The sequence below is a fragment of the Mesorhizobium sp. B2-4-7 genome (genome assembly GCF_006442685.1).
Taxonomy (GTDB): Bacteria; Pseudomonadota; Alphaproteobacteria; order Rhizobiales; family Rhizobiaceae; genus Mesorhizobium.
In genome coordinates this window covers 1-25,944 of the sequence record NZ_VFVH01000014.1, presented here as the reverse complement: position 1 = coordinate 25,944, position 25,944 = coordinate 1, and the positions used below count along the sequence as shown (strand labels likewise).

General features: G+C 62.3%; 17 protein-coding genes, 1 tRNA gene and 1 pseudogene. 8 read left to right on the top strand and 11 right to left on the bottom strand.

What is annotated here, in order from left to right; translation table 11 throughout:
• Positions 1 to 7: 7 nt before the first annotated feature.
• Positions 8 to 688, top strand: a complete 681-nt coding sequence (locus FJ946_RS28030) for an HAD family phosphatase (RefSeq protein ID WP_140567202.1) — start codon at positions 8 to 10, stop codon at positions 686 to 688.
• A gap of 336 nt (positions 689 to 1,024) precedes the next feature.
• Here FJ946_RS28030 and FJ946_RS28020 read toward each other — a convergent pair.
• Positions 1,025 to 2,971: pseudogene (locus FJ946_RS28020) on the bottom strand (AI-2E family transporter); the annotation flags it as partial.
• A 753-nt stretch (positions 2,972 to 3,724) separates the two neighbouring features.
• Here FJ946_RS28020 and FJ946_RS28010 point away from each other — a divergent pair.
• The gene (locus FJ946_RS28010) at positions 3,725 to 4,369 is read left to right on the top strand and encodes a redoxin domain-containing protein (protein WP_140567197.1); all 645 of its coding nucleotides are present in this window, start codon (positions 3,725 to 3,727) and stop codon (positions 4,367 to 4,369) included.
• A gap of 325 nt (positions 4,370 to 4,694) precedes the next feature.
• On the opposite strand, the gene FJ946_RS28005 is transcribed toward FJ946_RS28010, so the two are convergent.
• Positions 4,695 to 4,771, bottom strand: a tRNA-His gene (locus FJ946_RS28005).
• Positions 4,772 to 5,109: 338 nt separating this feature from the next.
• Positions 5,110 to 5,568: a phasin gene (locus FJ946_RS28000; RefSeq protein WP_140567194.1), complete on the bottom strand. Its 459-nt coding sequence runs from the start codon at positions 5,566 to 5,568 to the stop codon at positions 5,110 to 5,112.
• Positions 5,569 to 5,818: 250 nt separating this feature from the next.
• On the opposite strand from FJ946_RS28000, the gene FJ946_RS27995 reads away from it, so the two are divergent.
• Positions 5,819 to 9,607, top strand: a complete 3,789-nt coding sequence (locus tag FJ946_RS27995) for a histidine kinase dimerization/phospho-acceptor domain-containing protein (protein ID WP_140567191.1) — start codon at positions 5,819 to 5,821, stop codon at positions 9,605 to 9,607.
• 272 nt (positions 9,608 to 9,879) lie between these two features.
• Here FJ946_RS27995 and FJ946_RS27990 read toward each other — a convergent pair whose 3' ends face one another.
• On the bottom strand, positions 9,880 to 11,850 hold the full coding sequence (locus FJ946_RS27990; protein WP_140498520.1) for an acetoacetate--CoA ligase: 1,971 nt from the start codon (positions 11,848 to 11,850) through the stop codon (positions 9,880 to 9,882).
• A 239-nt stretch (positions 11,851 to 12,089) separates the two neighbouring features.
• Between FJ946_RS27990 and FJ946_RS27985 the strand changes: the two genes are divergently transcribed.
• Complete coding sequence (locus FJ946_RS27985) at positions 12,090 to 13,943, top strand: AsmA family protein (RefSeq protein WP_140498521.1); 1,854 nt, start codon at positions 12,090 to 12,092, stop codon at positions 13,941 to 13,943.
• Between the two features lie 170 nt (positions 13,944 to 14,113).
• Here the strand turns inward: FJ946_RS27985 and FJ946_RS27980 are convergent, their stop codons facing one another.
• The 6 genes from FJ946_RS27980 to FJ946_RS27955 form a co-directional block, all read right to left on the bottom strand.
• The gene (locus tag FJ946_RS27980; protein WP_140513402.1) at positions 14,114 to 14,932 is read right to left on the bottom strand and encodes an ABC transporter permease subunit; all 819 of its coding nucleotides are present in this window, start codon (positions 14,930 to 14,932) and stop codon (positions 14,114 to 14,116) included.
• Positions 14,929 to 15,894, bottom strand: coding sequence for an ABC transporter permease subunit (locus FJ946_RS27975; protein ID WP_140498523.1), 966 nt, complete (start codon positions 15,892 to 15,894; stop codon positions 14,929 to 14,931). The genes FJ946_RS27980 and FJ946_RS27975 overlap by 4 nt, the downstream gene beginning before the upstream one ends.
• Before the next feature lie 9 nt (positions 15,895 to 15,903).
• Positions 15,904 to 17,046 carry an ABC transporter ATP-binding protein gene (locus FJ946_RS27970; protein WP_140498524.1) on the bottom strand — a complete coding sequence of 381 codons (1,143 nt, stop codon included), beginning with the start codon at positions 17,044 to 17,046 and terminating at the stop codon, positions 15,904 to 15,906.
• A gap of 80 nt (positions 17,047 to 17,126) precedes the next feature.
• Complete coding sequence (locus FJ946_RS27965; protein WP_140561373.1) at positions 17,127 to 18,224, bottom strand: polyamine ABC transporter substrate-binding protein; 1,098 nt, start codon at positions 18,222 to 18,224, stop codon at positions 17,127 to 17,129.
• Between the two features lie 338 nt (positions 18,225 to 18,562).
• Complete coding sequence (locus FJ946_RS27960; protein ID WP_140567189.1) at positions 18,563 to 19,516, bottom strand: DMT family transporter; 954 nt, start codon at positions 19,514 to 19,516, stop codon at positions 18,563 to 18,565.
• 140 nt (positions 19,517 to 19,656) lie between these two features.
• A complete protein-coding gene (locus tag FJ946_RS27955) occupies positions 19,657 to 21,102 on the bottom strand; it encodes an XRE family transcriptional regulator (RefSeq protein ID WP_140498527.1) in 1,446 nt (481 codons plus the stop codon).
• A 235-nt stretch (positions 21,103 to 21,337) separates the two neighbouring features.
• Here FJ946_RS27955 and aceA point away from each other — a divergent pair, with 235 nt between their 5' ends.
• The 3 genes from aceA to FJ946_RS27940 all read left to right on the top strand — a co-directional run bounded on the left by aceA (position 21,338) and on the right by FJ946_RS27940 (position 23,605).
• Positions 21,338 to 22,627, top strand: a complete 1,290-nt coding sequence (aceA, locus tag FJ946_RS27950) for an isocitrate lyase (protein ID WP_140498528.1) — start codon at positions 21,338 to 21,340, stop codon at positions 22,625 to 22,627.
• A 52-nt stretch (positions 22,628 to 22,679) separates the two neighbouring features.
• Complete coding sequence (locus FJ946_RS27945; protein WP_140498529.1) at positions 22,680 to 22,922, top strand: hypothetical protein; 243 nt, start codon at positions 22,680 to 22,682, stop codon at positions 22,920 to 22,922.
• 239 nt (positions 22,923 to 23,161) lie between these two features.
• The gene (locus FJ946_RS27940; RefSeq protein WP_140513394.1) at positions 23,162 to 23,605 is read left to right on the top strand and encodes a response regulator; all 444 of its coding nucleotides are present in this window, start codon (positions 23,162 to 23,164) and stop codon (positions 23,603 to 23,605) included.
• A gap of 15 nt (positions 23,606 to 23,620) precedes the next feature.
• Here FJ946_RS27940 and FJ946_RS27935 read toward each other — a convergent pair whose 3' ends face one another.
• On the bottom strand, positions 23,621 to 24,331 hold the full coding sequence (locus FJ946_RS27935; RefSeq protein WP_140561376.1) for an HAD family hydrolase: 711 nt from the start codon (positions 24,329 to 24,331) through the stop codon (positions 23,621 to 23,623).
• Between the two features lie 143 nt (positions 24,332 to 24,474).
• On the opposite strand from FJ946_RS27935, the gene FJ946_RS27930 reads away from it, so the two are divergent.
• A complete protein-coding gene (locus tag FJ946_RS27930; RefSeq protein WP_140567186.1) occupies positions 24,475 to 25,908 on the top strand; it encodes a glutamine synthetase family protein in 1,434 nt (477 codons plus the stop codon).
• Positions 25,909 to 25,944: the final 36 nt, after the last annotated feature.

Genomic DNA, 25,944 nt, shown 5'->3' with positions numbered 1-25,944 from the left:
AGCGAGCATGCAAGACACATTGATCATATTCGACTGCGACGGCGTGCTGGTCGACAGCGAACCGCTGGCGGCGCTTGCCTACGGGCGGGTCTATTCGAAACACGGCATGGAACTCGACCCGCAGGCGGTCCTGCAATGCGTCGGCATGAAGCAGACCGACATCCTGGAGCGCATCAGACTCACGACCGGCCATCGTCTTGAGGAGCATCAGACCACGGATTTATGGGACGAGGTGAAAGCGCTCTTCACCGAAAGTCTGCAGCCGATGGCGGGCCTGAAGCCCTTCCTTGAACAGCTGTCCAATCCCCGCTGCGTCGCCTCATCCTCCTCGCTGGAGCGGATACATCACAGCCTTTCGGTCACAGGGCTCGCGAGATTCTTCGGCGAGAACATATTCTCATCGTCAATGGTCGCGCGCGGGAAGCCCGCCCCCGACATCTTCCTGTTCGCCGCGGATCAGATGAGTATCGAACCGAAGCACTGCGCGGTTGTCGAGGACTCGCCTTTCGGCGTGCAGGGCGCAGTCGCCGCCGGCATGACGGCGATCGGCTTCATCGGCGGCGGCCACACCTATCCGGGGCATGCCGAGAAACTGCGCGTGGCCGGCGCCCGAACCATCTGCGCCGACTGGGACGAAGTCGCGCGCGAACTCGTTTCTCTGGAGTTGATCGCACCCGTCTCCGTTTAGATTTCAGGCCCAGCGAAAGCCAGGCAGCAGATAATCCGGCACCGCCCTTTCCTGCTCGACACCCTCGAAAGCGCCGCGTCGCCGTGGCTCTCGTAGTAGAAGCGCCTGACAGTCGCATCCTTGATGGTCCGATTCATCCTCTCGACTTGGCCGTGGCGTCAGACGGGAGCGGAGAGTGCGGCGGCGATCCTGTAGTGGCTTCTCGGATCAATGGACTTGAGGTGGGAACGGCGGGACATTGCTGCCCTGGCTCTGCTTCGCACGACGTCAGCCGCACGGAAGACTAGCAGCACCAGCAGCCGAAGTTGGTCCAAAAAGAGGCCGTGCCGTTGACGATCACCGCACCGGCTGAGCCAACGAATCGTCCAATTGCACCGTCGCCGCCACGCCCTGACGAGCGCGAGGCCGCCTTAGATTTCTTTGCTTTCTCTTTTTCACTTGACGCGGTTCTTCGTTTGAAAGCGCACCCGTCACGCAGTCGACCACGTTGAACGCAACAAAGTCCGCTTCCAATTGCTCGGCGAGGCCCGCCGCATCCTCCCTGGGCTTGTCATGGGTGTCGTGCCAGAGCGCGATTCCGATGCGTGCACGCGGTGCGAGTCGCCTCAAGCGCCTCACGACGAACACCGCGTGTTTGAACGAATCGCGGTTGAGGAAGCCCACGACGACTGCGTCGCGAGCTTCAAGCGGAAGTTTCCGGATCCGCGCGGGGAGGAGGTCACGGTGGCTCGCGGCCACGCAATCCGCACCCTCGATCGAAATGACCTGCGCGAGCATCGCAGCGGCCACATCGTCGAGGTCTCCGCGCCCGCCGATACACAGCACTGACTTCCCAGCACCATCCGGGAGATCAGGCGCAAACTCGGCTTGATCCTCATCCTCTTCGCCCGGATCCGCGCTCGCGCCTTCTTTTTCCGCGTGCTCGTCTTCTTCCTCTTCTTCTTCCTCCGCGGCGATCTCGTTGAGGTTGGCCACCAGGGTGCGGGCGTTTTCGGCAAGGTTCGCCAACTGACTTGCCGTCAGTGCGCCCCGAGCCCGGTCCTGTTCACCAAGCAGCAACGCCGGAATCGCAACCGTGCTGTGGAACTCGATCAGGTATTTCTCCTCGAGCATTTCTTCCGCGTTGTCGGTGGCTTCGTCGATATCGTCGGCAAGAAGCCGCTGGTACAGACGCTCCTTCGGGTCAAGCACCGGCTCATCGCCAAACAGGATCTGCAGGAATTCGAACTGGGGCACGTGCCGTCCAAGCACGACAAGGCAGACGGTCAACGGCGTCGACAGCACCAAGCCGACCGGGCCCCATAGCCAAGCCCAGAAAACGGCGGCTACGATGATCGCCAGCGGCGAGAGGCCCGTGTGCGAGCCGTAAAGCCAGGGCTCGACGATGTTGCTGATTACGAGCTCTGCCAAGATGAAGAGAGCGCCAGTCCATACCAGTAAGCTCCAGCCGGGAGCCACTGCGAAGGCAAGAAACAAAGGTATCACCGCCGCGATAACCGGACCGATAAAGGGTACGAAACGCAAGACAACGGCCAACATGCCCCATAGCAGGGCATTGGGAATGCCAAGAAACCAAAGACCTATCGCAAGGGGCACGCCGTAAACGATGTTCACGACCAATTGCATGAGCAGATATTGTCCGACGCGACTGCCTGCATCCTGCAATGCCTGGGTCGTGCGATGGAGATCGCTGTAGCCCACAAGGCGGATGAATCGATCCCGCAATTCTTCACGCTCGAGCAGCATGAAAATCACCACGATGATGACAAGGCCGGTCGTGGCGAGTGGTCCGATCAGCGGCTCGATGATGTTCCTCAGCGTCTCTATCGGACGCTGGGGCGAGAATATCTGAACCAGAAGCGGATCCTGCTGCTTCGTGGTTTGCTCCACATCTGCCTGCCCGCTGGATTGGGATTTGTTTATCTCAGTGTTGACGCGCTCGAACACCTTGCCGAGCCGGCTGATAAGGCCGTCTTCGGATCCTGTTTCTTTCAAAGTCCGAATCTTCTCGAGGATGTTGGATTGGTATGTCGGAATGTCCTGCGCGACCTGGCTCACCTGCGTGGCAACGATCAGGCTGAACAGCGACACGAGGACGAAGGCCGATGCAACCGCGCCAAGCACAGCGATCATTCGCGGCAGCTTCAACTTTCGGAGCAAAGAAACAATCGGCGCCAACGCAAATGTGAGAAGGACCGCTATTGCCAATGGCAGCAGGACCTCCTTGGCGACGTAAAGAATGGCGACGGTAGCAATCATCGCCACGACGGTTGCCAACTTCGATGTCATAAAAGCAGGGGGCATGATGGGACCTATCTGCAATCTCGCGATTTAGAGGACGGCCATGGCCTAACCGCGCAAAGCGTGCGCTGGTCCATATACTGGCACCTCCTCAGCTTCTGGCCAATGACCTGGTTCGTTACACCGCATGTGTGATGATCTCGAACTTTTGCAGGGCATGTAGCCCAAAGGTGTGGATCATCGGAACATCCGCGGCGTCCCTCGCAGGCCCAAAAGATTTCTTTGGCGGCGTGCTTCCTACCCGGCTGGCAATGACCAAGGTCATCACGCATGGCGTGACCGGCGCGTCCGTATTTCGGCCTGGTGACTGGCCAGCGGAATTCGCTGAACGGATCAGCGCTGCGGTTTTGCCGGGTTACAACACGTTCTCCCGAGCCGACACTTTGAAAGCGGCGGATTGTCGGCCGCAGCCGACGCTACCGTGCATTTTCAGCGAGAGGATCCCGACGAGGGTGCCATCACGCGCTACACGGCGGTTACGCGGAAATCCGTTTAGCGATGATCAAGGGAGTGATTGACGAACTCAAAAGCAGGCACCGAAAACCGGTCGAAGCTCGAGTTTGGAAAAGGGCGGCAAGCCGATCGTCGATGGCGAACTCGACTTGGATGCGCTCTCGATGGGGTCGCCGGTTCGACGGCAGACGGCCGTCATATCGGCTTGCCTGGAATCAAGGAACATGGGGGGGAGTCTTTTGTTCGGGAGTTACAGAACCGGATCGATGGGAGCGACTGAAAATGAGACAAGACATTGTGGCTGGCGCGAACTTCCCCGACTACGTTCTTCCCGACCACACCAAGACACCACGGCGGCTGTCGGACCTGCAGGGCGACCAGCTGATGATCGTGATGCTGACGCGTGGGTTCTTCTGTCCGAAAGACCGGCAGCAAATGCTCGAACTGGTGCGGTTTCACTCGCAATTGGTCGTCGGCTACACACAGCTCGTCACGATCACCACGGATGATTGGCATACGACCAACAACTACCGCCAGCAGACCTCCGCGCCCTGGCCCTTTCTTTATGACGAGGAACGGCTCGTGCAGAAGGACCTGGACATCAAGGAATACACCGACACCACGCACGACGTGATGATCCCGCACACGATCGTGCTCGGGCGGGACCTCGAAGTCTTCAAGGTCTACAACGGTTACTATTACTGGGGCCGCCCCTCCACCGCCGAATTGCACGCAGAACTGCGCGAACTGGCGCGAAGGACCTATCGCGACTGGGACATCACCGAACCCGAGCTGCGGGAGAAATGGAAGAAAGGCGATAAATCCGACTTCTACCCCTATGGCGGGAATTCCATCTCCATGGACACACTCATGCTCCAGATGGCCGGCGCGGTCGACCAATATGCCGGTCGGGCAAAGAGAAGCTGAACGGAGGAAGCCAGCATCGCTCGCGGCGGTCTTCTCCCAGTCACGCTTTTTGTCCAGCCGCGCTTGGTAAACGAACTTTTTTCCGATCCGGGCCTGCTACTGGATTTCCGCTTCCGCAACAGGGCCATCCTTTTCTATCTCGGAGAGCTTTCGACGCTTTCGCTGCGCGAATTCCTGCGGATTTCGCACGTCTTCGTGACGCACATGCATATGGATCACTTCAGCGGTTTCGACCGCCTGCGCAGGCTGTCGCTTTACAGCGCAAGCCCGGAAGTCCACGGTCAAAATTTTATTGAGCAACATCACTTGTTTAGAGGAAAGCCGATGGTACCGTTGGCTGGGATCGAACCAGCGACCTCCGGATCCACAATCCGGCGCTCTAACCAGCTGAGCTACAACGGCACGTCTGCCTGAGCGGGATCGGCGGAACATAGTCCCCTCGAGCGCTCTGTCGTTCGGCGATGCGTCCTTACGGGCTTATGGATTTTAATTCAAGGCTTTTGCAAAGCAAAGGTCACTTGCCCACATGGAAGCGGATCTGCGGACAAGAAAAAGGCCGGCGGGAGGAGGTGCCGGCCTTTTCCTGTTACGAGCCAGCGGGAGGAGGTGCTGGCTGGTCACCCCGGAGGCGGAGGGAGGAGGTTCCGCCGACCGGGTATTCGTTGATGCCCGCCATCATACACACGATCATTTCGAAGAAAATGCGACCTTTTGTTACATCTTCTGATCATGCGCAAATATTAGGCGGTCTTGATGTCCTTCATCGCCTTCTCGAAAACGGTCTTGATCGGCTTGGAGACATCCTCGGCCGCCTTGGAGGCGACGGTCTGGAACTCCTTGGCTTGCTCGACGGTCATTTCGACGCGCTTGCGCAGGAACGCGGTCTGCAGCTCCACGACTTCCGACAGCGATTTGGCGCCGATCAGCGCCTCGAGATGCGAAAAGCCCGCTTCGGCATTGGCGCGCAGTGCGGCAACGGTCTTGAGCGACAGGTCGCTGGAAACGGTCTTGGCGGACTCGTATGTGGATTCCAGGGCCTTCTGGGTCTCCTCGGCGCCAGTCTTGAGCTTGGCGTAAGCCTCCTTCGACTGCTCGACGCCCTTCTCGGCGAAAGCGCGGATCTGGTCGGTGGCCTTGGAAGCGTCAAAGCTCGGGAATTCAACGTTTTCGATGGTCTCGGCAGTCTTGGTCCTGGACATTTTCCATCCTTTTCAGCGGTAGCGGCTTTGACGGAAAGCCGTCTCGTTCATGTATGATGGCAATATAAAGGCAATTTTTGTGCATTGCAATATCTTTGTTGCACTGCACCATAGATTCCGTTTCGGCCGTTAACCAAGAGCCGAAATTCAGGCCTATGCACGTTCTGGCTTGTGGACCTTCGCGCCGCCGGCTTTTATTAACAAAGCGTTAACTGCAAAAATGCCCGCTGCATGAGGATTTCGCCAGCGCATGCCGTCCGAATATTCCTTTCTCGACGTCGCCGTGCTCGACGCGGTCCGCCAGCGCTTCGCCGCCGGCGACGCGATCGCGATCCTGTCGGCGAATCTGGAGCAGGTGATCTGGGCCAATGGACCGGGTGCCGCGGTGTTCGGCTATCCCGACATCGAAAGCATCATCGGCGCCGAGGCACGGCTGCCGCTGATCGCCCGCCGCCAGATCATGGCAACCAGTGGATTTCCCGACATCGGCAGCGACCGCACCATCACGGTCAGGCTGGCGACCGGCATGTCCAGCCGCGCCATCGGTTTCCTTGCAAGTGCTGTGGCGCTGCCCGACGGCGAGAACGCCATCATGCTGGCGGTGCCGGCGGCCCAGACCGGCTCGCGCAGTGCAGCCGAGATTGCCGGCAGGGCCATCAGCGGCTTCACGGAAGATGGCCATTTCATCGCCTTCATCGACGCCAGCGGCAATGTCGAAGCGGCATCGGAGAGCTTTTCGCAGCTCGGCATCGAGCCCGCGACGCTGGCCGCGCTGGTGGCCGACGTCGCGAATGAGGGCGACCGCATCGTCAAGCGGCTGGTTCCGGGCGGCGGCACATCCTATCCGGCGGGTCTCGCCCGGCTGACGCCTGAGCGGCATTTGCTGGTGGTGATCGACGAAAACAGGCTCGACGACGGTGCGCTGGCGGAGGGGACTCCAGCGGCCGAGCGTTCCGAAGGACGTGACCGCTCACAGGCCGCCGCCAAGGATATCTCGGAACCGGAGGCACAAGCCGCTGCCGAAGCGGCCGTGCAGGAACCGGCGGCGGCAGAATCCGGACAACCGGCGGCAAACGGTACGCGGGCACAGCACGACCATTGGTATTTCAATGCCGACGAGGACGGGAGGCATGCGCGCGGCCCAGCCGCGCCGGACGCCGAAGCCGTGACCTCGCCAGCTGCCGACGAAGGTCCGGCCGAGGACACGAAGCGCGATGCCCAGGCTCCATCTGTTCCGGCAGCCCCGGCTGCCAGGACCGTGGATCGCACGGCGGCGCCGTTGCGTTTCGTCTGGCGCACCGACGCCGAGGGCAGGTTCAGCGCGCTGTCGCCGGAATTCGCCGACGTCGTCGGCAAGCCGGCAGCGGATGTCATCGGCCGGCGCTTCAGGGACGTCGCGGCGGCCTTCGGGCTGGATGCGTCCGGCGAGATCGCCGGTCTCCTGGAGCGGCGCGACACCTGGTCCGGCCGTTCCGTGCTGTGGCCGGTCGTCGGCACGGACCTGAAGATCCCGGTCGACCTGGCGGCCCTGCCGGTCTATGGCCGCAGCCGTGCCTTCGAGGGCTTCCGCGGTTTCGGCGTCGCCCGCGCCGGCGACGCCGTCGTCGATCCTGAAGCGATCGGCATGGCGCTGGTGCCCAACAGCGAGGCACCCCCGGCGTCGGAACCGGTCGAACCCGCACCCGAGGAACCGAAGACCGAGGAGTTGAAGCCATCGGACCCGTTCCGGGGCGAGGTGCCGGCGCTGACCATCGTGCCGAAGCCTGAACGCCGCTTTGCCGACAAGGTGATCCGTCTGGCCGAACATCGCCAGCCGGCTAACGACAAGGGTCTGTCGACCCTGGAACGCAGCGCCTTCCGCGAGATCGGCGAGCGGCTGAAGAAGGAAAGCAGCCCGGCCGAGCCGGAGGCCGAAAGACCGGGTCCGGACGATGCCGGGCAACCGGAGGCGGCAACGCCGGCGGGGCCGTCCGAGAAACCAGCGGACGCCCGCAAAAACCTTGCGCCAAAGGGCGAAGCCGCACCGGCCGAGCCGTCCGAAACCGATGTCGATGCCGAGGATGCAGAGGACCTCGCCCGGCTCGATGGCGAACGGCCGGACAAAACGGCTGATGAGGAGCCCGCCGACACGGTAGCCGGAGTGACGGGTTCGCTGCTCGACTATGCCGAGCGGAGCGAGGAACCAGCGCCGATCGCCGACAACAATGACGAGACCCCGGCTTCCGAACCGGCGGCGGCGCAGACGGAACGGGAGAGCGAAGAGCCCGTCGCGGCGGCAGGCGAACCGACCGTCGCCGGCGCCAACGATGACATTGCCGACGACGAGAGCATGACATCGGCCGATTTTCGCGATGCCGAGGACAGTGAGGACTGGGTCGGGGACGAGGAAGCGTCCGCATCCGATGAGCAGGCCGCGACCGCCGAGGGGGCCGCCGGCACAAGCGACGCGGTGGAGGCTCCGGTCGAGCGGCCACGCCTCAAAGTGCCTCCGCTCAAGCTCGAAGGGTTCGTGCCGTCGGCCTTTGCGGTCGGAGACGAGAGCAAGGCTCCCGACACCTCGCTCCTGAGCAAGCTACCCGTGCCGCTGCTCATCCATTCCGGGGATGAACTTCATTACGCCAACGAGGAGTTTCTCGTCCTGACAGGCTATGAGACGCTCGATGAACTGGCGGATGCCGGCGGGCTGGGCGCGCTGTTTGCCGACCCCTATGGCCATGATGGCGCCGCCGAGGGCGCCGACCGGGCGTTGCGGCTGAAGACGCATGGCGGGCAGGAATTTCCAATCGAGGCTATCCTGCGCTCGGTGCCGTGGCGCGACGGCAAGGCGCTGATGCTGGTGGTGCGCCGTTCGGGCGAGGATGAGGCACCGGCGGCACTGCATGCGGCCGGCGACGAGCAGACGCAGCCCGATATTTCCGAGCTCAAGGCGCGCATCGCGGAGATGCGCACCATCATCGATACCGCCACCGACGGTGTCGTGCTGATCGGCCGTGACGGCGCGATCCGTTCCATAAGCCGTCCAGCCGAGGCGCTGTTCGGCTTCGACAGCGACGACGTGACCGGCAAGCCGTTCGCCTCGCTGTTTGCCATCGAAAGCCAGCGCGCAGCGCGCGATTATCTCGACGGCCTGTCCGAGCCCGGCGTGGCGAGCGTCCTGAACGACGGCCGCGAAGTCATCGGCCGCGAGGCGCAGGGCCGCTTCATTCCGCTGTTCATGACCATCGGCCGGCTGCCCAACGACAGCGGCTTTTGCGCGGTGGTGCGCGACATCACGCAGTGGAAGAGGGCCGAGGAGGACCTGACCCAGGCGCGTGCGGTGGCCGAGCGCGCCTCCTCGCAGAAGACGGATTTCCTCGCCCGCATCAGCCACGAGATCCGCACGCCGCTCAATGCCATCATCGGCTTTTCCGAACTGATGGTGGACGAGAAATTCGGGCCGGTGGCCAATGACCGCTACCGCGATTACCTGCGCGATATCAACCGATCGGGCAATCATGTGCTCGATCTCGTCAACGACCTTCTCGATATCTCCAAGATCGAGGCCGGCCAGCAGGAAATGGCCTATGAAGCGGTGTCGCTCAACGACACACTGGCCGAGACGGTGGCGATGATGCAGCCGCAGGCCAACCGCGAGCGCGTCATCATTCGCTCCAGCTTCGCGTCGCGACTGCCGGAAGTGGTGGCGGACCTGCGCAGCGTGCGCCAGATTGCCCTCAACATCCTGTCGAACGCCATCCGTTATACCCAGGCCGGCGGCCAGGTGATCGTCTCGACCGCCTATGAGACATCAGGCGATGTCGTCATGCGCGTGCGCGACACCGGCATCGGTATGAGCCAAGCCGAGATCGAGCAGGCGTTGAAGCCCTTCAAACAGATCAATGCATTGAAACGGGGGCGCGGCGACGGCACCGGTCTCGGGCTGCCGTTGACCAAGGCGATGGTTGAAGCGAACCGCGCCCGTTTTATCATCACCTCGACGCCTGGCGAAGGAACCCTGGTCGAGATCGCGTTCCCGTCGACGCGCGTGCTTGCGGAATAGGCAAGCTCCCGTCCATCCAACCGCCTGAAAAAGAAAAGGCGCCCAACAGGACGCCTTGAAAGATGGGATTTGCTGTCACAACGGGGGCTTGAGCGAATTCAGATCCTCCGGGGGCTGAGGAACGGGATTTCTCCCTCAAGTTACGTGCGACTATCGACGCCGGGCCTTAACAAGTCCTTACCAGGTCCCGAAAAAATTTACGAATGTGTACCACTCGTGAAATCTAGGTAAATTCGCGCGGCAGATTTGATTAACCATGCCGGGCGGGGCGGTCACTCGGCCAATTGCGGCAGGTTTCTGAACAGCTCGAGCGCCTCGGGATTGGCGAGCGCCTCCTTGTTCTTGATGGCGCGGCCATGCACGACGTCGCGCACCGCAAGCTCGGTGATCTTGCCCGATTTGGTGCGAGGAATGTCTGACACGGCGATGATCCTGGCCGGCACGTGGCGCGGGCTGGCGCCGGCGCGGATTTTCGCCCGGATGCGCTTCTCCAGATCCTCGTCGAGCTGAACGCCGGCGGCCAGCCGCACGAACAGCACCACGCGCACGTCATTGTCGAAATCCTGGCCGATACAGAGCGCCTCCAGGATTTCCGGCATCTGCTCGACCTGATTGTAGATCTCCGCCGTACCAATGCGCACACCTCCCGGATTGAGCGTCGCGTCGGAGCGGCCATGGATGATCATGCCGCCATGAGCGGTCCACTCGGCGAAGTCGCCATGGCACCAGACATTGTCGAAACGCTCGAAATAGGCAGCCCGGTATTTCTTGCCCTCGGGGTCGTTCCAGAAGCCGATCGGCATTGCCGGGAACGCCTTGGTGCAGACCAGTTCGCCTTTCTCCTGCCTGACCGGCTTGCCGTCGTCGTCCCAGACGTCGACAGCAAGGCCGAGGCCTGGTCCCTGGATCTCGCCGGTCCATACCGGTTCAGTCGGGACGCCGAGGACGAAGCAGGAAACGATGTCGGTGCCGCCGGAGACCGATGCCAGATGCACATTCTTCTTGATCCCGTCGTAGACGAAGCGGAAATCCTCGGGCGACAGCGGCGAGCCCGTCGAGGAGATGGCGCGCACGGTCGACAGATCATGGCTTTGGATCGGCTTGAGGCCGGCCTTGCGTACCGAATCGATGAATTTCGCCGAGGTGCCGAAGAAGGTCATCTTCTCGGCGTCGGCGAAGTCGAACAGCGCATTGCCGTTGGGATAGAAGGGCGAGCCGTCATAGAGCAGCAGCGTCGCGCCCGAAGCGAGGCCCGACACCAGCCAGTTCCACATCATCCAGCCGCAGGTGGTGAAGTAGAAGAAGCGGTCGCCGTCGAGCAGGCCTGCGTGCAGGCGATGTTCCTTGAGGTGCTGGATCAGCGTTCCGCCGGCCGAATGGACGATGCATTTGGGAATACCGGTCGTTCCGGACGAGAACAGGATGTAGAGCGGATGCGCGAACGGCAGCCGCTCGAAGGTGACCTGCCTGACCGCGAAGGGCGACAGCGCCTCTTCCATCGCCACGGCCTTATCGATCGTATCAGCGACATCGGCCGAGGTGCCGAGATAGTCAACGACCACCACCTTGCGGACAGTGTCCAGCTTTGCGGCCACCGCGGCGATCTTGTCGGCGACCTCGATCGCCTTGCCGTTGTACCAGTAACCATCGGGAACGATGAAGACGACGGGTTCGATCTGCCCGAACCGGTCGAGAACGCCCTGCTCGCCGAAATCCGGTGAGCAGGACGACCACACCGCGCCGATAGAGGCGGTCGCGAGCATCGCGGCGACTGTTTCCGGCATGTTGGGCATCATCGCAGCGATACGGTCGCCTTTCTTGACCTTGAGCGACAAGAAGAGTTGCTGGAAGCGCGAGGTGAGCGCATGCAGTTCGTTCCAGGACAGCCGGCGCTCGACCTTGTCCTCGCCGCGAAACACGATCGCCTCTCCTGCTCCGGTCTTCTTCAGGAGGTTCTCGGCGAAATTCACCATCGCGTCGGGAAAGAAGGCCGCTCCCGGCATCTTCTCGCCAGCGACGAGCACACGCTCACTTTCGGCGCTGCCCTTGTCGCCGACGATGCCGCAAAAATCCCAGACCAGGCTCCAGAACGCTTCGCGGTCCGCCACCGACCAACGGTGAAGGTCGGCATAGGAAGTCACGGATATGCCGCTTTTTGCAGCGGCGGCCTTCATGAAGGCGGTCAGCGGCGCAGCGTCAATCTGGTCCTGCGTCGGGGTCCAGAGTGGTACTTCGGCAGCCATGATGGGTCCTCCCAGGATCGCCACCGCTTATGCATATTGCGCCGCAGCAGAGCAAGATTTTGTTCGGCCGAGGCGTCCAGATGTGCGCAAATGCCATCGCCGGGCCATAAAGACTTGAAATGCCTCGACCCTAAGTCGTAGTGACGACTAGAAGTCGTAGTGACGACTGGAAGTCGTGGTGACGACCGGGTTTACACCCGCCGGACGATTTTTGTCGGAACGAAAGCATACGGGGCGATATGCCATCATCTTTGATCCGACGCGGAACATGGGCGATCGGCGCTGCCGTGATCGTCATCGCGCTGGTGGTCGCCGCCCTGCCGCTGATCGCTTCGACGCGTATCGTGCGCGATCGTATCGCCTGGGAATTGAGTGCCTGGAGCGGTTTCCGGGTTGCCATCGAAGGCTCGCCGCGCATCGAGGTCTGGCCGAACTTCCGGGCGATCCTGACGGATGTGACGCTTTCGAAGTGGACCGACGTCGACGCACCGCCGGTCGTCGAGGCCGAACGGGTCGAGGTCGACCTCTCGGCCATGGCGGCGCTGCGCGGCGACGTGGTGTTTTCCACGGCGCGGCTGGTGCGGCCGACGATCAGGGTCCAGCGCACGGCGAGCGGCCTGTTCCTGCCCACCGCTCCGACCGGCGGCCGCATCGCACGCGCCATCGACGTGGCGCGCGGCGTGGTCGGTGCGGACCCCGCCAAACCCGATCTTGACAAGCTACCGGCCGACACTTTCGGCACGGTGGAGTTCAGGGACGGCCGCATGGTGGCGTCCGTCAACGGCAAGGACGAAGAGGTGCTGAGTAGCCTGAGCGGCCAGGCGACATGGGCGGCGATGAACAGCAATGCGACGCTCTCGGCGACCGGCATCTGGCGCGGCGAAAGCGTCGCCGTGGATGCCGCATCGCCGAAGCCGCTGGTGTTATTTGCCGGCGGCATGGCGCCGCTCACCCTGTCGTTCAAGGCGGCGCCCGCCACCTTCTCCTTCGACGGCACGGCCAGCATGTCCGAAAACGCCTATTTCGACGGCCAGGCCAAGTTTTCAGCGCCCTCGTTGCGCCGTGTGCTCGAATGGTCGCAGGCCGATATCGCGCCGGGCGCCGCGATCGGCTCCGTCAGCATCTCCAGCAAGGTGACCGCGACGGCGGGGCGCGTCAAATTCGAGAACACCGCACTCTCCCTCGACAATAACCCAGGCATGGGTGCGCTGGACCTGTCGCTTGGCGACGCACAGCCTGTGATCTCCGGCACGCTCGCCTTCGACACGCTCGATCTGAGGTCGTTCCTGTCCGCCTTCACGCCGCTCGGGCCGGCAAGCGGGGCAGGTCCAAGCGAAGTCGACACGAATTTCGCCGACCGGGTCAATCTCGACCTCAGGCTGTCGGCGGCGCACGCCACGGCAGGCTCCATCCAGCTTGCCGACGTCGCCGCCACGGCGCAGGTCAAGGATGGCCTGTCCGTTTTCGACATTTCCGATGCCTCGGCCTTTGGCGGCAACATCCAGAGCAGCCTTCGCTTCGACCGCAAGCCCGAGGGCAGCCAGGTCGAGATCCGGCTGCTGGCTTCCGATATCGATGGCGGCGCTTTCGGCACGGCGGCCGGGATGACGCGGCTGGTGCCGGTCGGCACGGGGACCGTGTCCGTCATCCTCAAAGGGCCCGGCAGGACCTGGGACTCGATCTTCGAAACCGCCGACGGCTCGGTTTCGGCGACCTTCGGGCCAGGCGCGCTCAGCAAATTCAACCTGCCGGCCTTTCTCAAGCATACCGAACAGGGCGGCTTCTTCGCACTTGACGACGTCTCGGACGGGACACTGCCGATCGATGGCGCCGAACTGAAGGCCACCATCTCGAAAGGCGTGGCGAGGCTGGACAAGGCCGAAGCCAATTCGGCGAAGTACAAGATCTGGCTTTCCGGCATCGCCTCCTATGCCGGACGGGGGCTGGCGCTGTCAGGCGGTGTCATCCAGCCGGACCAGGTCGCCACGCAGGCAAACGGCCAACAAGGCCCCAAGCAATCGTCCTTCTTCGTTGGGGGGACATGGAGCACGCCGTTCATTTCGCCGATCAACCGCGGCGTGTCGGGCGAATAAGCAGCCTTTCGGCCTCGTTGTTCAAGCATGATCTCTGGACAAACGGAACCGTTTGTCCGCGAAAACCGGTTCCCACTTTTCGGGATCATGCTCAGCCTATTCGGGCATGATCTCTGGACAAACGGAACCGTTTGTCCGCGAAAACCGGTGCCCACTTTTCGGGATCATGCTCAGCCGCGTTGGGCGGCCTGCTCGTCGCGCTGGCGCTGGACCTCGCGACGCTTGTTGGCAAGCGAAGCGACGATGACGCCGACCGCGACGACCGCGATCAGAATGGTGCAGGCGGCGTTGATCTCCGGCGTCACGCCGAGACGAACCTGGCTGTAGATCTTCATCGGCAGCGTGGTCGCACCCGGCCCCGAGGTGAAGCTGGCGATGACCAGGTCGTCGAGCGAGAGCGTGAAGGCAAGCATCCACCCCGACACGATCGCAGGCAGGATGACGGGCAGCGTGATCTGGAAGAATGTCTTGACCGGCGGCGCGCCGAGATCCATCGCCGCCTCCTCCAGCGAGCGGTCGAAGGACACAAGGCGCGACTGCACGACCACGGCGACGAAGCACATCGTCAAGGTGGTGTGTGCGAGTGTGACGGTGAGGAAGCCCCGGTCGAGGCCGACAGCGACGAAGAGCAGCAACAGCGACAGGCCGGTGATGACTTCGGGCATGACCAAAGGCGCGAACACCATGCCGGAGAACAGTACCCTGCCCCGGAAACGCGTGTAGCGTGTCAGCGTCAGCGCCGCCAACGTGCCGAGCACGGTCGCCGCCGTGGCCGAAATGACGCCGACGCGCGCCGTCACCCAGGTGGCGTCCATGAGGCCCTGATTGTGGAACAGCGACACGTACCATTTGGTCGAAAAGCCGCCCCAGACGGTGACCAGCTTGGATTCGTTGAAGGAGAACACGATGAGCAGCACGATCGGCAAATAGAGGAAGGCGAAACCGAGCACGATCGAGGTGATGTTGAAGCGGCTCCAGCTGCTGTTCATTTGTCCTGCTCCTGCGCCTTCGCCTGGGCTTGCTGGAAGATCATGATCGGGACCGTCAGCAACAGCAGCAGGATGACCGCAACGGCTGAAGAGACCGGCCAGTCGCGATTGGCGAAGAACTCGTTCCACAACGTCTTGCCGATCATCAGCGTCTGCGAACCGCCAAGCAGATCGGGAATAACGAATTCGCCGACCGCCGGAATGAACACCAGCAGGCAGCCGGCGATGACGCCGGGCAATGACAGCGGGAACGTGATCTTCCAGAATGCACTGGTCGGCGGACAACCAAGGTCCTTGGCCGCCTCGATCAGCGAATAATCCATTTTTTCCAGCGACGAATAGAGCGGCAGCACCATGAACGGCAGGTAGGAGTAGACGATGCCGATGAAAATCGCCGTATAGGTGTTGAGGATGACCAGCGGCTGGTTGATCAGATGCAGCGACAGAAGCAACTGATTGAGCAGCCCCTCGGGCTTCAGGATGCCGATCCAGGCATAGACCCGGATCAGGAACGAGGTCCAGAACGGCAGGATGACCAGCATCAGCAAGGTCGGGCGGATCGTCGCCGGCGCGCGGGCCATGCCGTAGGCTATGGGATAGCCGACGATCAGCGTCAGCACGGTCGAGATCGCCGCGATGATCAAGCTGGTGACATAGGCGTTGAAGTAGAGCGCGTCCTGCGTCAGCCAGGCATAGTTGTCGAAGTTGAGATCGCGAAAGCCCGCGAAGAAGCCGGAGACGCCATCGCTGAAATCAAGCACCGGCGTATAGGGCGGCATGGCGATCGCCGTCTGCGACAACGAGATCTTGAAGACGATGATGAAGGGGACGAGGAAGAAGAACAGCAGCCAGAGATAGGGAATGAAGATGACGAGACGGTTGACGAAGCCGGCGCCCAGCCGCGCCAGCAACGGTTTTGCCGCGGCCGGTAGGGCGGCGTCGGTGGCGGCGATGTCGGACATGTCAGCCCCCTACCGCGTCAGTACGACGCCGGCATCCGGCCGAAAAGAGACCCAGGCGCGGTCGTTCCAGGTCAGCGGGTCCTCGGTGATGCGCGCCGCGTTCAAGGCGCTTGCCCGCACGAGTTGCCCGTCGTCCAGCCGGACGTGATAGACGGTCATGTCGCCGAGATAGGCGATGTCGTAAACCTCGCCCTCCAGCGCATTGACGCCATCGGCCGGCTTCTTGGACGACACCTTGATCTTCTCCGGCCTGATCGCGAAGACGATATCGGCGCCCGCGGCGGCGGCATTGCCGGCATTCTCGACGAGGATCTGGGCGCCGGTCGCTCCGGTGATGCGCGCCGTCTTGTCCGTCCGTTCGGCAACCTTGCCCTCGAACATGTTCACGTTGCCGACGAAATGCGCGACGAAGCGCGACGCCGGGGCCTCGTAGACTTCCGCCGGCGTCGCGACCTGCATGACCTCGCCCTTGTCCATGATGGCGATACGGTCGGCCATGGTCATGGCCTCTTCCTGGTCGTGGGTGACAACGACGAAGGTGAGGCCGAGTTCCTGCTGAAGGTCCATCAGTTCGAACTGCGTCTCCTCGCGCAGCTTCTTGTCGAGCGCGCCGAGCGGCTCGTCGAGCAGCAGCACCTTCGGCCGCTTGGCGACCGAACGGGCGAGCGCGACACGTTGGCGCTGGCCGCCGGAGAGCTGGTGCGGCTTGCGCTTGGCGAACTGCTCGAGCTTGACCAGCTTGAGCATCTCGGCGACGCGCCTTTCGACGTCTGGCTTGGCCATCCCTTCCTGCTTGAGGCCGAAGGCGATGTTGTTCTCCACAGTCATATGCGGAAACAGGGCATAGGACTGGAACATCATGTTGACCGGCCGGCGATAAGGCGGGATGCCGCGCAGATCCTGGCCGTCGAGCAGGATGCGGCCGGCCGTCGGCTCCTCGAAGCCGGCGAGCATCCTGAGCAGCGTCGATTTTCCGCAACCGGAGGCGCCGAGCAGGGCGAAGAACTCACGCTCGAATATGGTCAGCGAGAGGTTGTTGACGGCGGTGAAGTCGCCGAACTTCTTGGAGACATTGTCGAACTGGATGTATGGCTTGGCGTTCGGATCGTTCCAAGGCGCGAAATCCCTGCGGATGCTGCCAAGCGATTTCATGTGCCCACTCCGTCCTGCTGCTTTGCCCCATCGAAAAGAAGGAGACCCGGCAGGGTGACTGCCGGGCCTCCTCGGACTGACTACTGACCGGTGACGATTTTGGTCCAGGTGCGCGTGATGACGCGCTGGGTCTTGGGATCGTAGGGCGAGATCGTAAAGAGCTTCTGCAAGGTCGCGGCGTCCGGGTAGACAGCGGGATCCTCCAGAAGCGCCTTGTCGACGAATTGCTGGGAAGCCTTGTTGCCGTTGGCATAGAGCACGGCGTTCGACGATTTGGCGATCACCTCCGGCTTCATCATATAGTTCAGGAACTCATGCGCCTCGGCGACATGCGGCGCATCGGCAGGGATAGCCATCTGGTCGAACCACATTTCGGCGCCTTCCTTCGGCACGGCGTAGCCGATCTCGACGCCCTGCTTGGCCTCCTCGGCGCGGTTGCGCGCCTGGAACACGTCGCCCGACCAGCCAACCGCCAGGCAGATATCGCCATTGGCCAGAGCGTTGATGTATTCGGAGGAATGGAACTTCCTGATGTAGGGCCTGATCTTCATCATCAATTCCTCGGCCTTGGCAAAATCGTCCGGCGACGTGGTCTCAGGATTGATGCCGAGATATTTGAAGGCGGTCGGGAAGATGTCGGTCGGCGAATCCAGGACATAGACGCCGCAATCCTTCAGCTTGGCCAGCTTTTCCGGATTGAAGAACACGTCCCAGCTGTCGATCTTGTCGGTGCCGAGCGCTGCCTGCACTTTCTTGATGTTGTAGCCGAGGCCGACCGTGCCCCACATGTAATTGATTGAATATTCGTTGCCCGGATCGTATTTCGCGGTCCGTTGCGAAACCGTGTCCCACATGTTGGAGAGGTTCGGCAGTTTCGACTTGTCGAGCTTCTGGAACACGCCGGCCTGGATCTGGCGGGCAAGGAAATTGCCGCTCGGGACGACGACGTCGTAGCCGCTGCCGCCGGCAAGCAATTTGGTTTCCAGGATCTCATTGGAATCGAACGTGTCGTAGACCACCTTGATGCCGGTCTGCTTGGTGAAATCGTCGATGACCGAGGGGTCGATATAGTCCGACCAGTTGAAGACATTGACGACGCGGTCCTCGGCGTGGCCGCCGAGCGTAAAGAGCGCCAGAAATGCCGAAGTCGCCGAAAGCCAGAGCGCTTTGCGGATCATGCTATTCTCCTTTGTGAGTGTTCCATCGCCGGCGCGTCGCGGTATCCGCGCGGCCGGGCATTTGCTTCAGACTATTGAGCTTTCCAGGAGGCGACAAGCGCCAATTGCCGCGCCGCCGGCTGTCGCAAGCGATGCTCGCGCGCCACTGTCCTGGGCTGGAAGGAGTCGCCGCATCGTCAGAAGCTTTCGCCGCCGCGCAGGCAGAAATACTGGGATGTGATCCGGTCTCGATCGGGTCGCCGGGGAGACTTGGCAAGATAAGCCTGTCTTGTTGTTGCCGTGGTCCCAGCCTGCCCGCGCGGCAGCGAACTTGTCAATGGCAAAGCTAGAGCGCCGCATCAATTCGGCGACGGCACGCCGGTGACCCCTGCCCGTACCGGCCGCGTCTGTCGCTTGAACTCCAGTCCGATATGGACGAGCAGCGCCGTGACCACCACCGCGCCGCCGACGATGGTGCGGCCCGACGGCACCTCGGAGTGGATCAGCCACACCCATATCGGCCCGAGGATCGGCTCGAACGTACCCAACAGCGCGGCGACGGCGGCCGGGATCAGCCTCGCGCCGGTGGCGAAGAAAGCGAGGCCAAGGCCCAGATTAACCACCCCGAACACGAAGAGAAAACCCATGTCGATGCCCGATACGGCGAAGGTCGAAGCCTGCGAGGCGGCAAAACCCGCCGCCAGGATCGTGCCGAGGCAGGTCGCCGGCGTCATGCGCACGCTGGAGAAGCGCCGGGTGATGACCGTGGCGATCGAGAACATGACGGCGATCAGCAGCGCCAGCCCGTCGCCCATGGGCGAAACGGCGCCATCGAGCGATTCCGACACCATGATGGCGACACCGGCGATGACGGCGGCAATCGCCAGCCAGGTCGCGACCGCCACTCTTTCGCGAAAGAGCGCCCAGGCAAACAGCCCCGCAAGCAGCGGCACGCCGGCCTGCATCAACAGGATGTTGGCGACGGTGGTGTAGGCAAGCGCCACGACAAAAGAGGTCGACGCGGTGGCGAAGCAGAAGCCCACGGCAAGGCCAGGCAGGCCCATGCCGCGAAACGACCTCAGCATGCCGCGCCAGCCGTCACGCCAGACCATGAAGCAGAGCAGGAAGGCGGCCGCCCACACGGAACGCCAGAACACCACCGTCCAGCTGTCGCCGGCGGTGATGAAGCGGGCGATCGTGCCGCCGAAACTCCACATCAATGCCGACAGGAACACGAGCAGGAAGCCGATGCGCTCCTCCCGCTGCGGGACGGTCGATGAACGAGCGATCGGCGATGATGCTGTGTCGGTCATGGGTACGACTGTCGAGGTTTTGAGAACGGCACAATGCGCAGGGGACGACAAAAACGTACCTTATTCGCGTAACGCAAAGGCGCGGGTCCGGCGTGATCCAGAGACCGGCGGCGATTGTGGCAAGTCCGCCTTGCGAAGCGTCACTGGAAATCGAAGGCGCTCAGGCCTGTCACCATCTCGTCGAGGCCAAGCGGGCGCGTCACCGGCGGCTCGGCGCGCGTCAGGCAGCCGACGCGCTCGCAAAGCCGGCAGGCGGGCCCGACCGGCGTCGCCGCTACCGCGCCAGCTCCGCCTTTTCCGGCCGTCGGGCCGGGAAGTGCCGCACCGTAGACGATGTCGTCGCGAAAGCCGATGTCGCACCCCAGCAGCAGCGCAGTACGGCGCGGCCGCTCGGAGAACGCGCCTTGCGGCCCCTCCAGCGTGCGGGCGATGCAGAGGAACTCGGCGCCGTCGGGCATTTCCACCGCTTCCACGAAAATCTGGCCGGGCTGGCTGAAGGCGACGTGCACGGGAAGCTTGGGACAAGCGCCACCGAAGCGGCTTTGCGGAAAGCCCAGGCTGCCGGCTTTGCGGAAGCGATTGCCGGCATTGTCGATCTCCAGCATGAAGAACGGCACGGCCGAGGCGCCTTGCCGCTGCAGCGTGGTCAGCCGGTTGGCCGCCTGCTCGAAGGAAACGCCGAAGCGCGAGCGCAGCACGTCGATATCGTAGCGGGCACGAACGGCCGCCGCGTGGAAAGCCTGGTAAGGCATCATCAGCGCATGCGCCGCGTAGCGCCCGAGTTCGAACCGGGCGAGGCGGCGGGCCTCATCTGTGGACAGTTTCAACGCCTGGATCTCGCCGGCTATCGCGACGGTCATGCGGATCAGGCATGCCTCCATCGCCATTTCGCGTAACTGGTCGAACGGCGACAGGCGCTCGGACAGGAACAGGCGCTGCGAATGGCGATCGTAGCGGCGGCGCCAGTTCGGCATGGTGGCGACCGGCAGCACCTTGACGACGATGCCGTATTCGCGCTTCAGCCAGCCCTTCAGCGCAGCAGACAAATCATCGCCGGGGTCGAGCACCGAAGTGAATGCTTCCGCCTCTTCCTCGATATGCGCAAAATGGTTCGGCCGACGCTCGAAAATCTCATGCACCTCGTCGATCGGCAGGCGGGCGCTGGAAAGCGCCGTCACCCGCCCCTCGCGCGCAAGAAGCTCGTTGAGATCGGACAGGCGCTCGGCCTGTTCGCGATAGGCACGGAACAGTTTTATCACGGCCGCGGAGGCATTGGGCGCGGCTTCGGCAAGCTCGATCAGTTCCTGGTCTCCCGGCAATTCGCCAGCCAGCAGCGGATCGGCAAACACTTCCCTCAAGGCCGCGACAGAGCCGCCCGCTTCGCCCTGCAGCTCATGCGGATCGACCTTGTAGACGGACGCCAGCTTCAGGATCAACTGCACCGTCAGCGGCCGCTGGTTGCGCTCGATCAGGTTGAGATAGGATGGCGAGATGCCGAGGCCTTCGGCCATTGCCGTCTGGGTCAGGCCCTTGGCGTTGCGGATGCGGCGGATACGCGGCCCGGCAAATATCTTCTGGTCGGCCATACGGCTCCTTGACAGGAATTTACATTGCAGTCGCTGCTACGCTTCCATGCGACTTTTTACAATAATTACAAATTTACCTCGCCCGTCTGTCAAACACAATACAGATTTTCCCTTATTCAAGGCCTGATTCTTCGATTTGCATGGCTCTTTTCGCCTCGCACTGTAAATTCAGTCACATCCAAACGCGGCGAGGAATGCCGCCGAGCCGCAAAGAAACAATCCTCCGGAGTAGAGCATGACTGATTTTTACAACCTCGTCCCCTCGGCCCCCGAGGGCCGCTTCGATGGCATCGAACGTCCCTATTCGCCGGAGGATGTGACGCGACTGCGCGGTTCGGTGCAGATCCGCCAGAGCCTGGCGGAAATGGGCGCCAACCGGCTGTGGAAGCTCATCCACGAGGAGGACTTCGTCAACGCGCTCGGCGCCATGTCCGGCAACCAGGCGATGCAGCAGGTGCGCGCCGGGCTGAAGGCGATCTACCTGTCTGGCTGGCAGGTCGCCGCCGACGCCAACACCGCCTCGGCCATGTATCCGGACCAGTCGCTCTACCCGGCCAACGCTGCCCCCGAACTCGTCAAGCGCATCAACCGCACCTTGCAGCGCGCCGACCAGATCGAAACCTCCGAAGGCAAGGGGCTTTCGGTCGATACCTGGTTCGCGCCTGTTGTCGCCGATGCCGAAGCCGGTTTCGGTGGGCCCCTCAACGCTTTCGAGATCATGAAGGCGTTCATCGAGGCAGGTGCCGCCGGCGTCCATTACGAGGATCAATTGGCATCGGAAAAGAAGTGCGGCCATCTCGGCGGCAAGGTGCTGATCCCTACCGCGGCCCACATCCGCAACCTCAATGCCGCACGCCTGGCAGCCGACGTGATGGGCACGCCCACCCTGGTCGTGGCGCGCACGGACGCGGAAGCGGCGAAGCTGCTCACCTCCGACATCGACGAGCGCGACCAGCCCTTCGTCGACTACGACGCCGGCCGCACGGTGGAAGGCTTCTACCAGGTGAGGAACGGTATCGAGCCCTGCATCGCGCGCGCCGTCGCCTACGCTCCCCACGCCGACCTGATCTGGTGCGAAACCTCGAAGCCCGACCTGGCGCAGGCGAGGAGATTTGCCGAGGGCGTGCACAGGCATCACCCCGGCAAGCTGCTGGCCTATAATTGCTCGCCTTCGTTCAACTGGAAGAAGAACCTCGACGACGCCACGATCGCCAGGTTCCAGAAAGAGCTCGGCGCCATGGGCTACAAGTTCCAGTTCATCACGCTGGCCGGTTTCCACCAGCTCAATTACGGCATGTTCGAACTCGCCCGCGGCTACAAGGAGCGGCAGATGGCAGCCTATTCCGAGTTGCAGGAAGCCGAGTTCGCGGCGGAGGCCAACGGCTACACCGCGACCAAGCACCAGCGCGAGGTCGGCACCGGCTATTTCGATGCCGTGTCGATGGCGATCACCGGCGGACGGTCATCGACCACGGCCATGCATGAATCGACCGAGCACGCCCAGTTCAAACCGGCTGCGGAATAGCAAACCAGGGATCTCGGCAAACGCCCAAGGGCATACAGCAAGGAGAAGACCAATGGCATCGATAAGCCGCGTCAAGGAACGGGCCGAAGAGCAGTCGACCACGATGAGCATCGACCAGCAAGCGACGATCCGCATGCTGGCCAACGATCTGCACCGGCTCAACCAGTCGGTGATGAAGGCGGTGGAAGCTGGCGTCTCGGTCGAGCTGGTGCGCTCGGCACGACACCATGGCGGCGACGGCAATTGGGGGGACCTGTTGATCCCGGTCATCGTCACGCAGCAAAGCCATGGCTGATCGAAGATCGCGCAGGCCCGCCTCTCACCTGCGCCGTGTATGCGCAGGTGAATTTTATTTTCATGCAACCAAGGAATGGACAGAGCAGTACAGTACTGTTGCTTGAATTGACTGCTGCGGGAATGCTTTCCCCAGCTTTTTATTTCGGCTTGACAGGGACCGCGATCTCACGCCAATTGTCGCCTGATTTCAACTCTGCATTGAAATGGGACGAGTTTCTTGGCTGACTTGGGTGCCCAGTGAAGCGTGACGACGAAAGCGCGAAACATCCGAATCTGGTGACCCGCGATTCAGCCACGGAGACGATCCGCCAGACCTCGCAGGTGCTCGTTGTCGGCAAGTCCCCGATCAATCGGGTGGTGATTTCCAAGATCGTCGAGCGGTCCGGGCTCAAGCCGATCTCGGAATCACCCGAGATGGCGGCGAAGACCTTGCGCTTGCTGGTCCTGGCCGTGATTGTCCTGGACGGCGGCGCCGATAACAGGGACTGCGACACTCTGATGCCCGGCATCGAGATGTTGCGGCGGGCTTCGGGTAAATCGCTCCCTCCGGTGGTACTGCTTTCAACCAAGAACGGCACGCCGGAGAGCCTTGGCCTTTCAAACGTCGTCGACGCGGTGGTGGCCAAACCGATTACGCCCGAGCGCTTGCAGCCGGTGATTGATCGGCTGGTCAACCGCTGAAGGCGGCAAGCAAGCCTATCCGGCGAGGCTTTCAATCAGTTCGGGCAGTTGTCCGAGATCGGAGATCTGCCGGAAGCGCGGTTCGGCAATGGGCGCTTCGACATGTTCAAGCACCCAGGTCAATTCATGCGGCACATGAACGCCCCAGCCGCCGGCCTCGATGGCCGGCACCACATCGGACTTCAGCGAATTGCCGACCATCATGCTCCTGGCCGGGCCGTCGCCATGGCGACTGAAAACGCGCGCATAAGTAGCCGCGTTCTTGTCGCTGACGATCTCGATCGCGTCGAACAGATCGCCGAGGCCGGACCCGGCCAGCTTGCGTTCCTGGTCGAACAAATCACCCTTGGTGATCAGCACGAGGCGATAGGCGCCGGCGAGCCGTTCCACCGTCTCGCGCGCATGCGGCAAGACCTCGATCGGGTGGCTCAGCATCTCGCGGCCGGCGCCGAGGATCTCCGATATGACCGAAGCCGGGACGCGGGCTTGCGTGACCTCGATCGCCGTCTCGATCATCGACAGCGTGAAGCCCTTGATGCCGAAACCGTAGACGGCAAGATTGCGTCTCTCCGCCTCCAGCAGCCGTGCCGAGATATGTTCCTCTTCGCCGTGATCGGCAAGCATGGCGGCAAAGCGCTTCTCGGTTATGCGGAAGAACTGTTCGTTCTGCCACAGCGTATCGTCGGCATCGAAGCCTATGGTGGTCAGTTCGCCGGTCTTCTGCATCGACGCATCTCATATGTGAACGAGGCTGAACCTAATCTCGCAGCCGCGATTTTCAACCGCAACGGCCAATGCCGGCTGCTCCCCTTCCCTTCGGTCGCCGGGCACAGCTATACTCCCAAATCCGCAACCCAATCTGGTGAATGATGCCGCCTGCAAAAAAGGAAGTCCGTCCGTCGAGCCGCGGAGGGCGCGCCCGCACGCTTGCCTTCGTGAAAAACCTGCGTGGTGTGAAGAACTGGAAGGAAGTCAGCGAATGGCTGCAATGGCGCGGCATCGAAGACATCGAATGCATTACGCCTGACCAGGCCGGCGTTGCCCGCGGCAAGATGATGCCGTCGAAGAAATTCACCTCCAACACCTCGCTGGCGCTGCCTTCAGCCGTGTTCATGACCACCATCTCAGGCGGCTATCCCGAGGACGGCAACGGCTTTCATTATCCCGAGGACGACGGCGACCTCAAACTCATGCCGGACCTGTCGACGCTGACGGTGGTGCCCTGGGAGGAAGACCCGACGGCCGCCGTTATCTGCGACCTCGTCCACCAGGATGGCCGCTCGGTGGAATTCACGCCGCGCAACGTCTTGAAGCGTGTTCTGGCCGCCTATGACAGGCGCGGGCTGAAACCGGTGGTGGCGCCCGAGATCGAGTTCTATCTGGTGCGCAAGAACCCGGATCCGGATTATCCGCTGACGCCGCCCGTCGGCCGTTCGGGGCGGGCGATCGGCGGCGGCGCCGGTTATTCGATCGCCGGCGTCAACGAGTTCGACGAGCTGATCGACGACATCTATCATTTTTCCGAAAGCCAGGGCCTGGAGATCGACACGCTCATCCATGAGGAGGGCGCCGGCCAGCTCGAGATCAATTTGCGCCATGGCGATCCCGTCGAACTCGCCGACCAGGTGTTCATGTTCAAGCGCACTATTCGCGAGGCGGCGCTGAAACACGAAATCTACGCCACCTTCATGGCCAAGCCGATCCAGGGTCAGCCGGGCTCCGCCATGCACATCCATCAGTCGATCATCGACAAGAAGACGGGCAAGAACATCTTCTCGGCCGAGGACGGCTCGGAAACCGAGGACTTCTTCCATTTCATCGGGGGCATGCAGAAGCATGTGCCGAACGCGCTGGTCATGTTTGCGCCCTACGTCAATTCCTACCGCCGGCTGACGCAGTCCGCCTCGGCTCCGGTCAACAACAAATGGGGCTACGATAATCGCACAACGGCATTCCGCGTGCCGCGCTCGGATCCGGCGGCGCGCCGCGTCGAAAACCGCATCCCCTCCTCCGACGCCAATCCCTATCTGGCAATGGCCGCTTCGCTCGCCTGCGGGCTGATCGGCATCACCAACAAGATCAAGGCCGAACCTCCGGTGCTGACCACCGCCAATGCCGACGAGATCGACCTGCCGCGCAGCCTGCTCGAAGCCGTCGACCTGTTCGAGGGCGACGAGGAACTCTGCGCGCTTTTGGGCAAGTCCTTCGCCGCGACCTATGCGGCGATCAAGCGGGCGGAATTCGAGACGTTCATGGAAGTGATCAGTCCTTGGGAGAGGGAGTATTTGTTGCTGAATGTGTAGGGGAGTAGGGGAGTAGGGGCTGTCTCTTATTCTCTT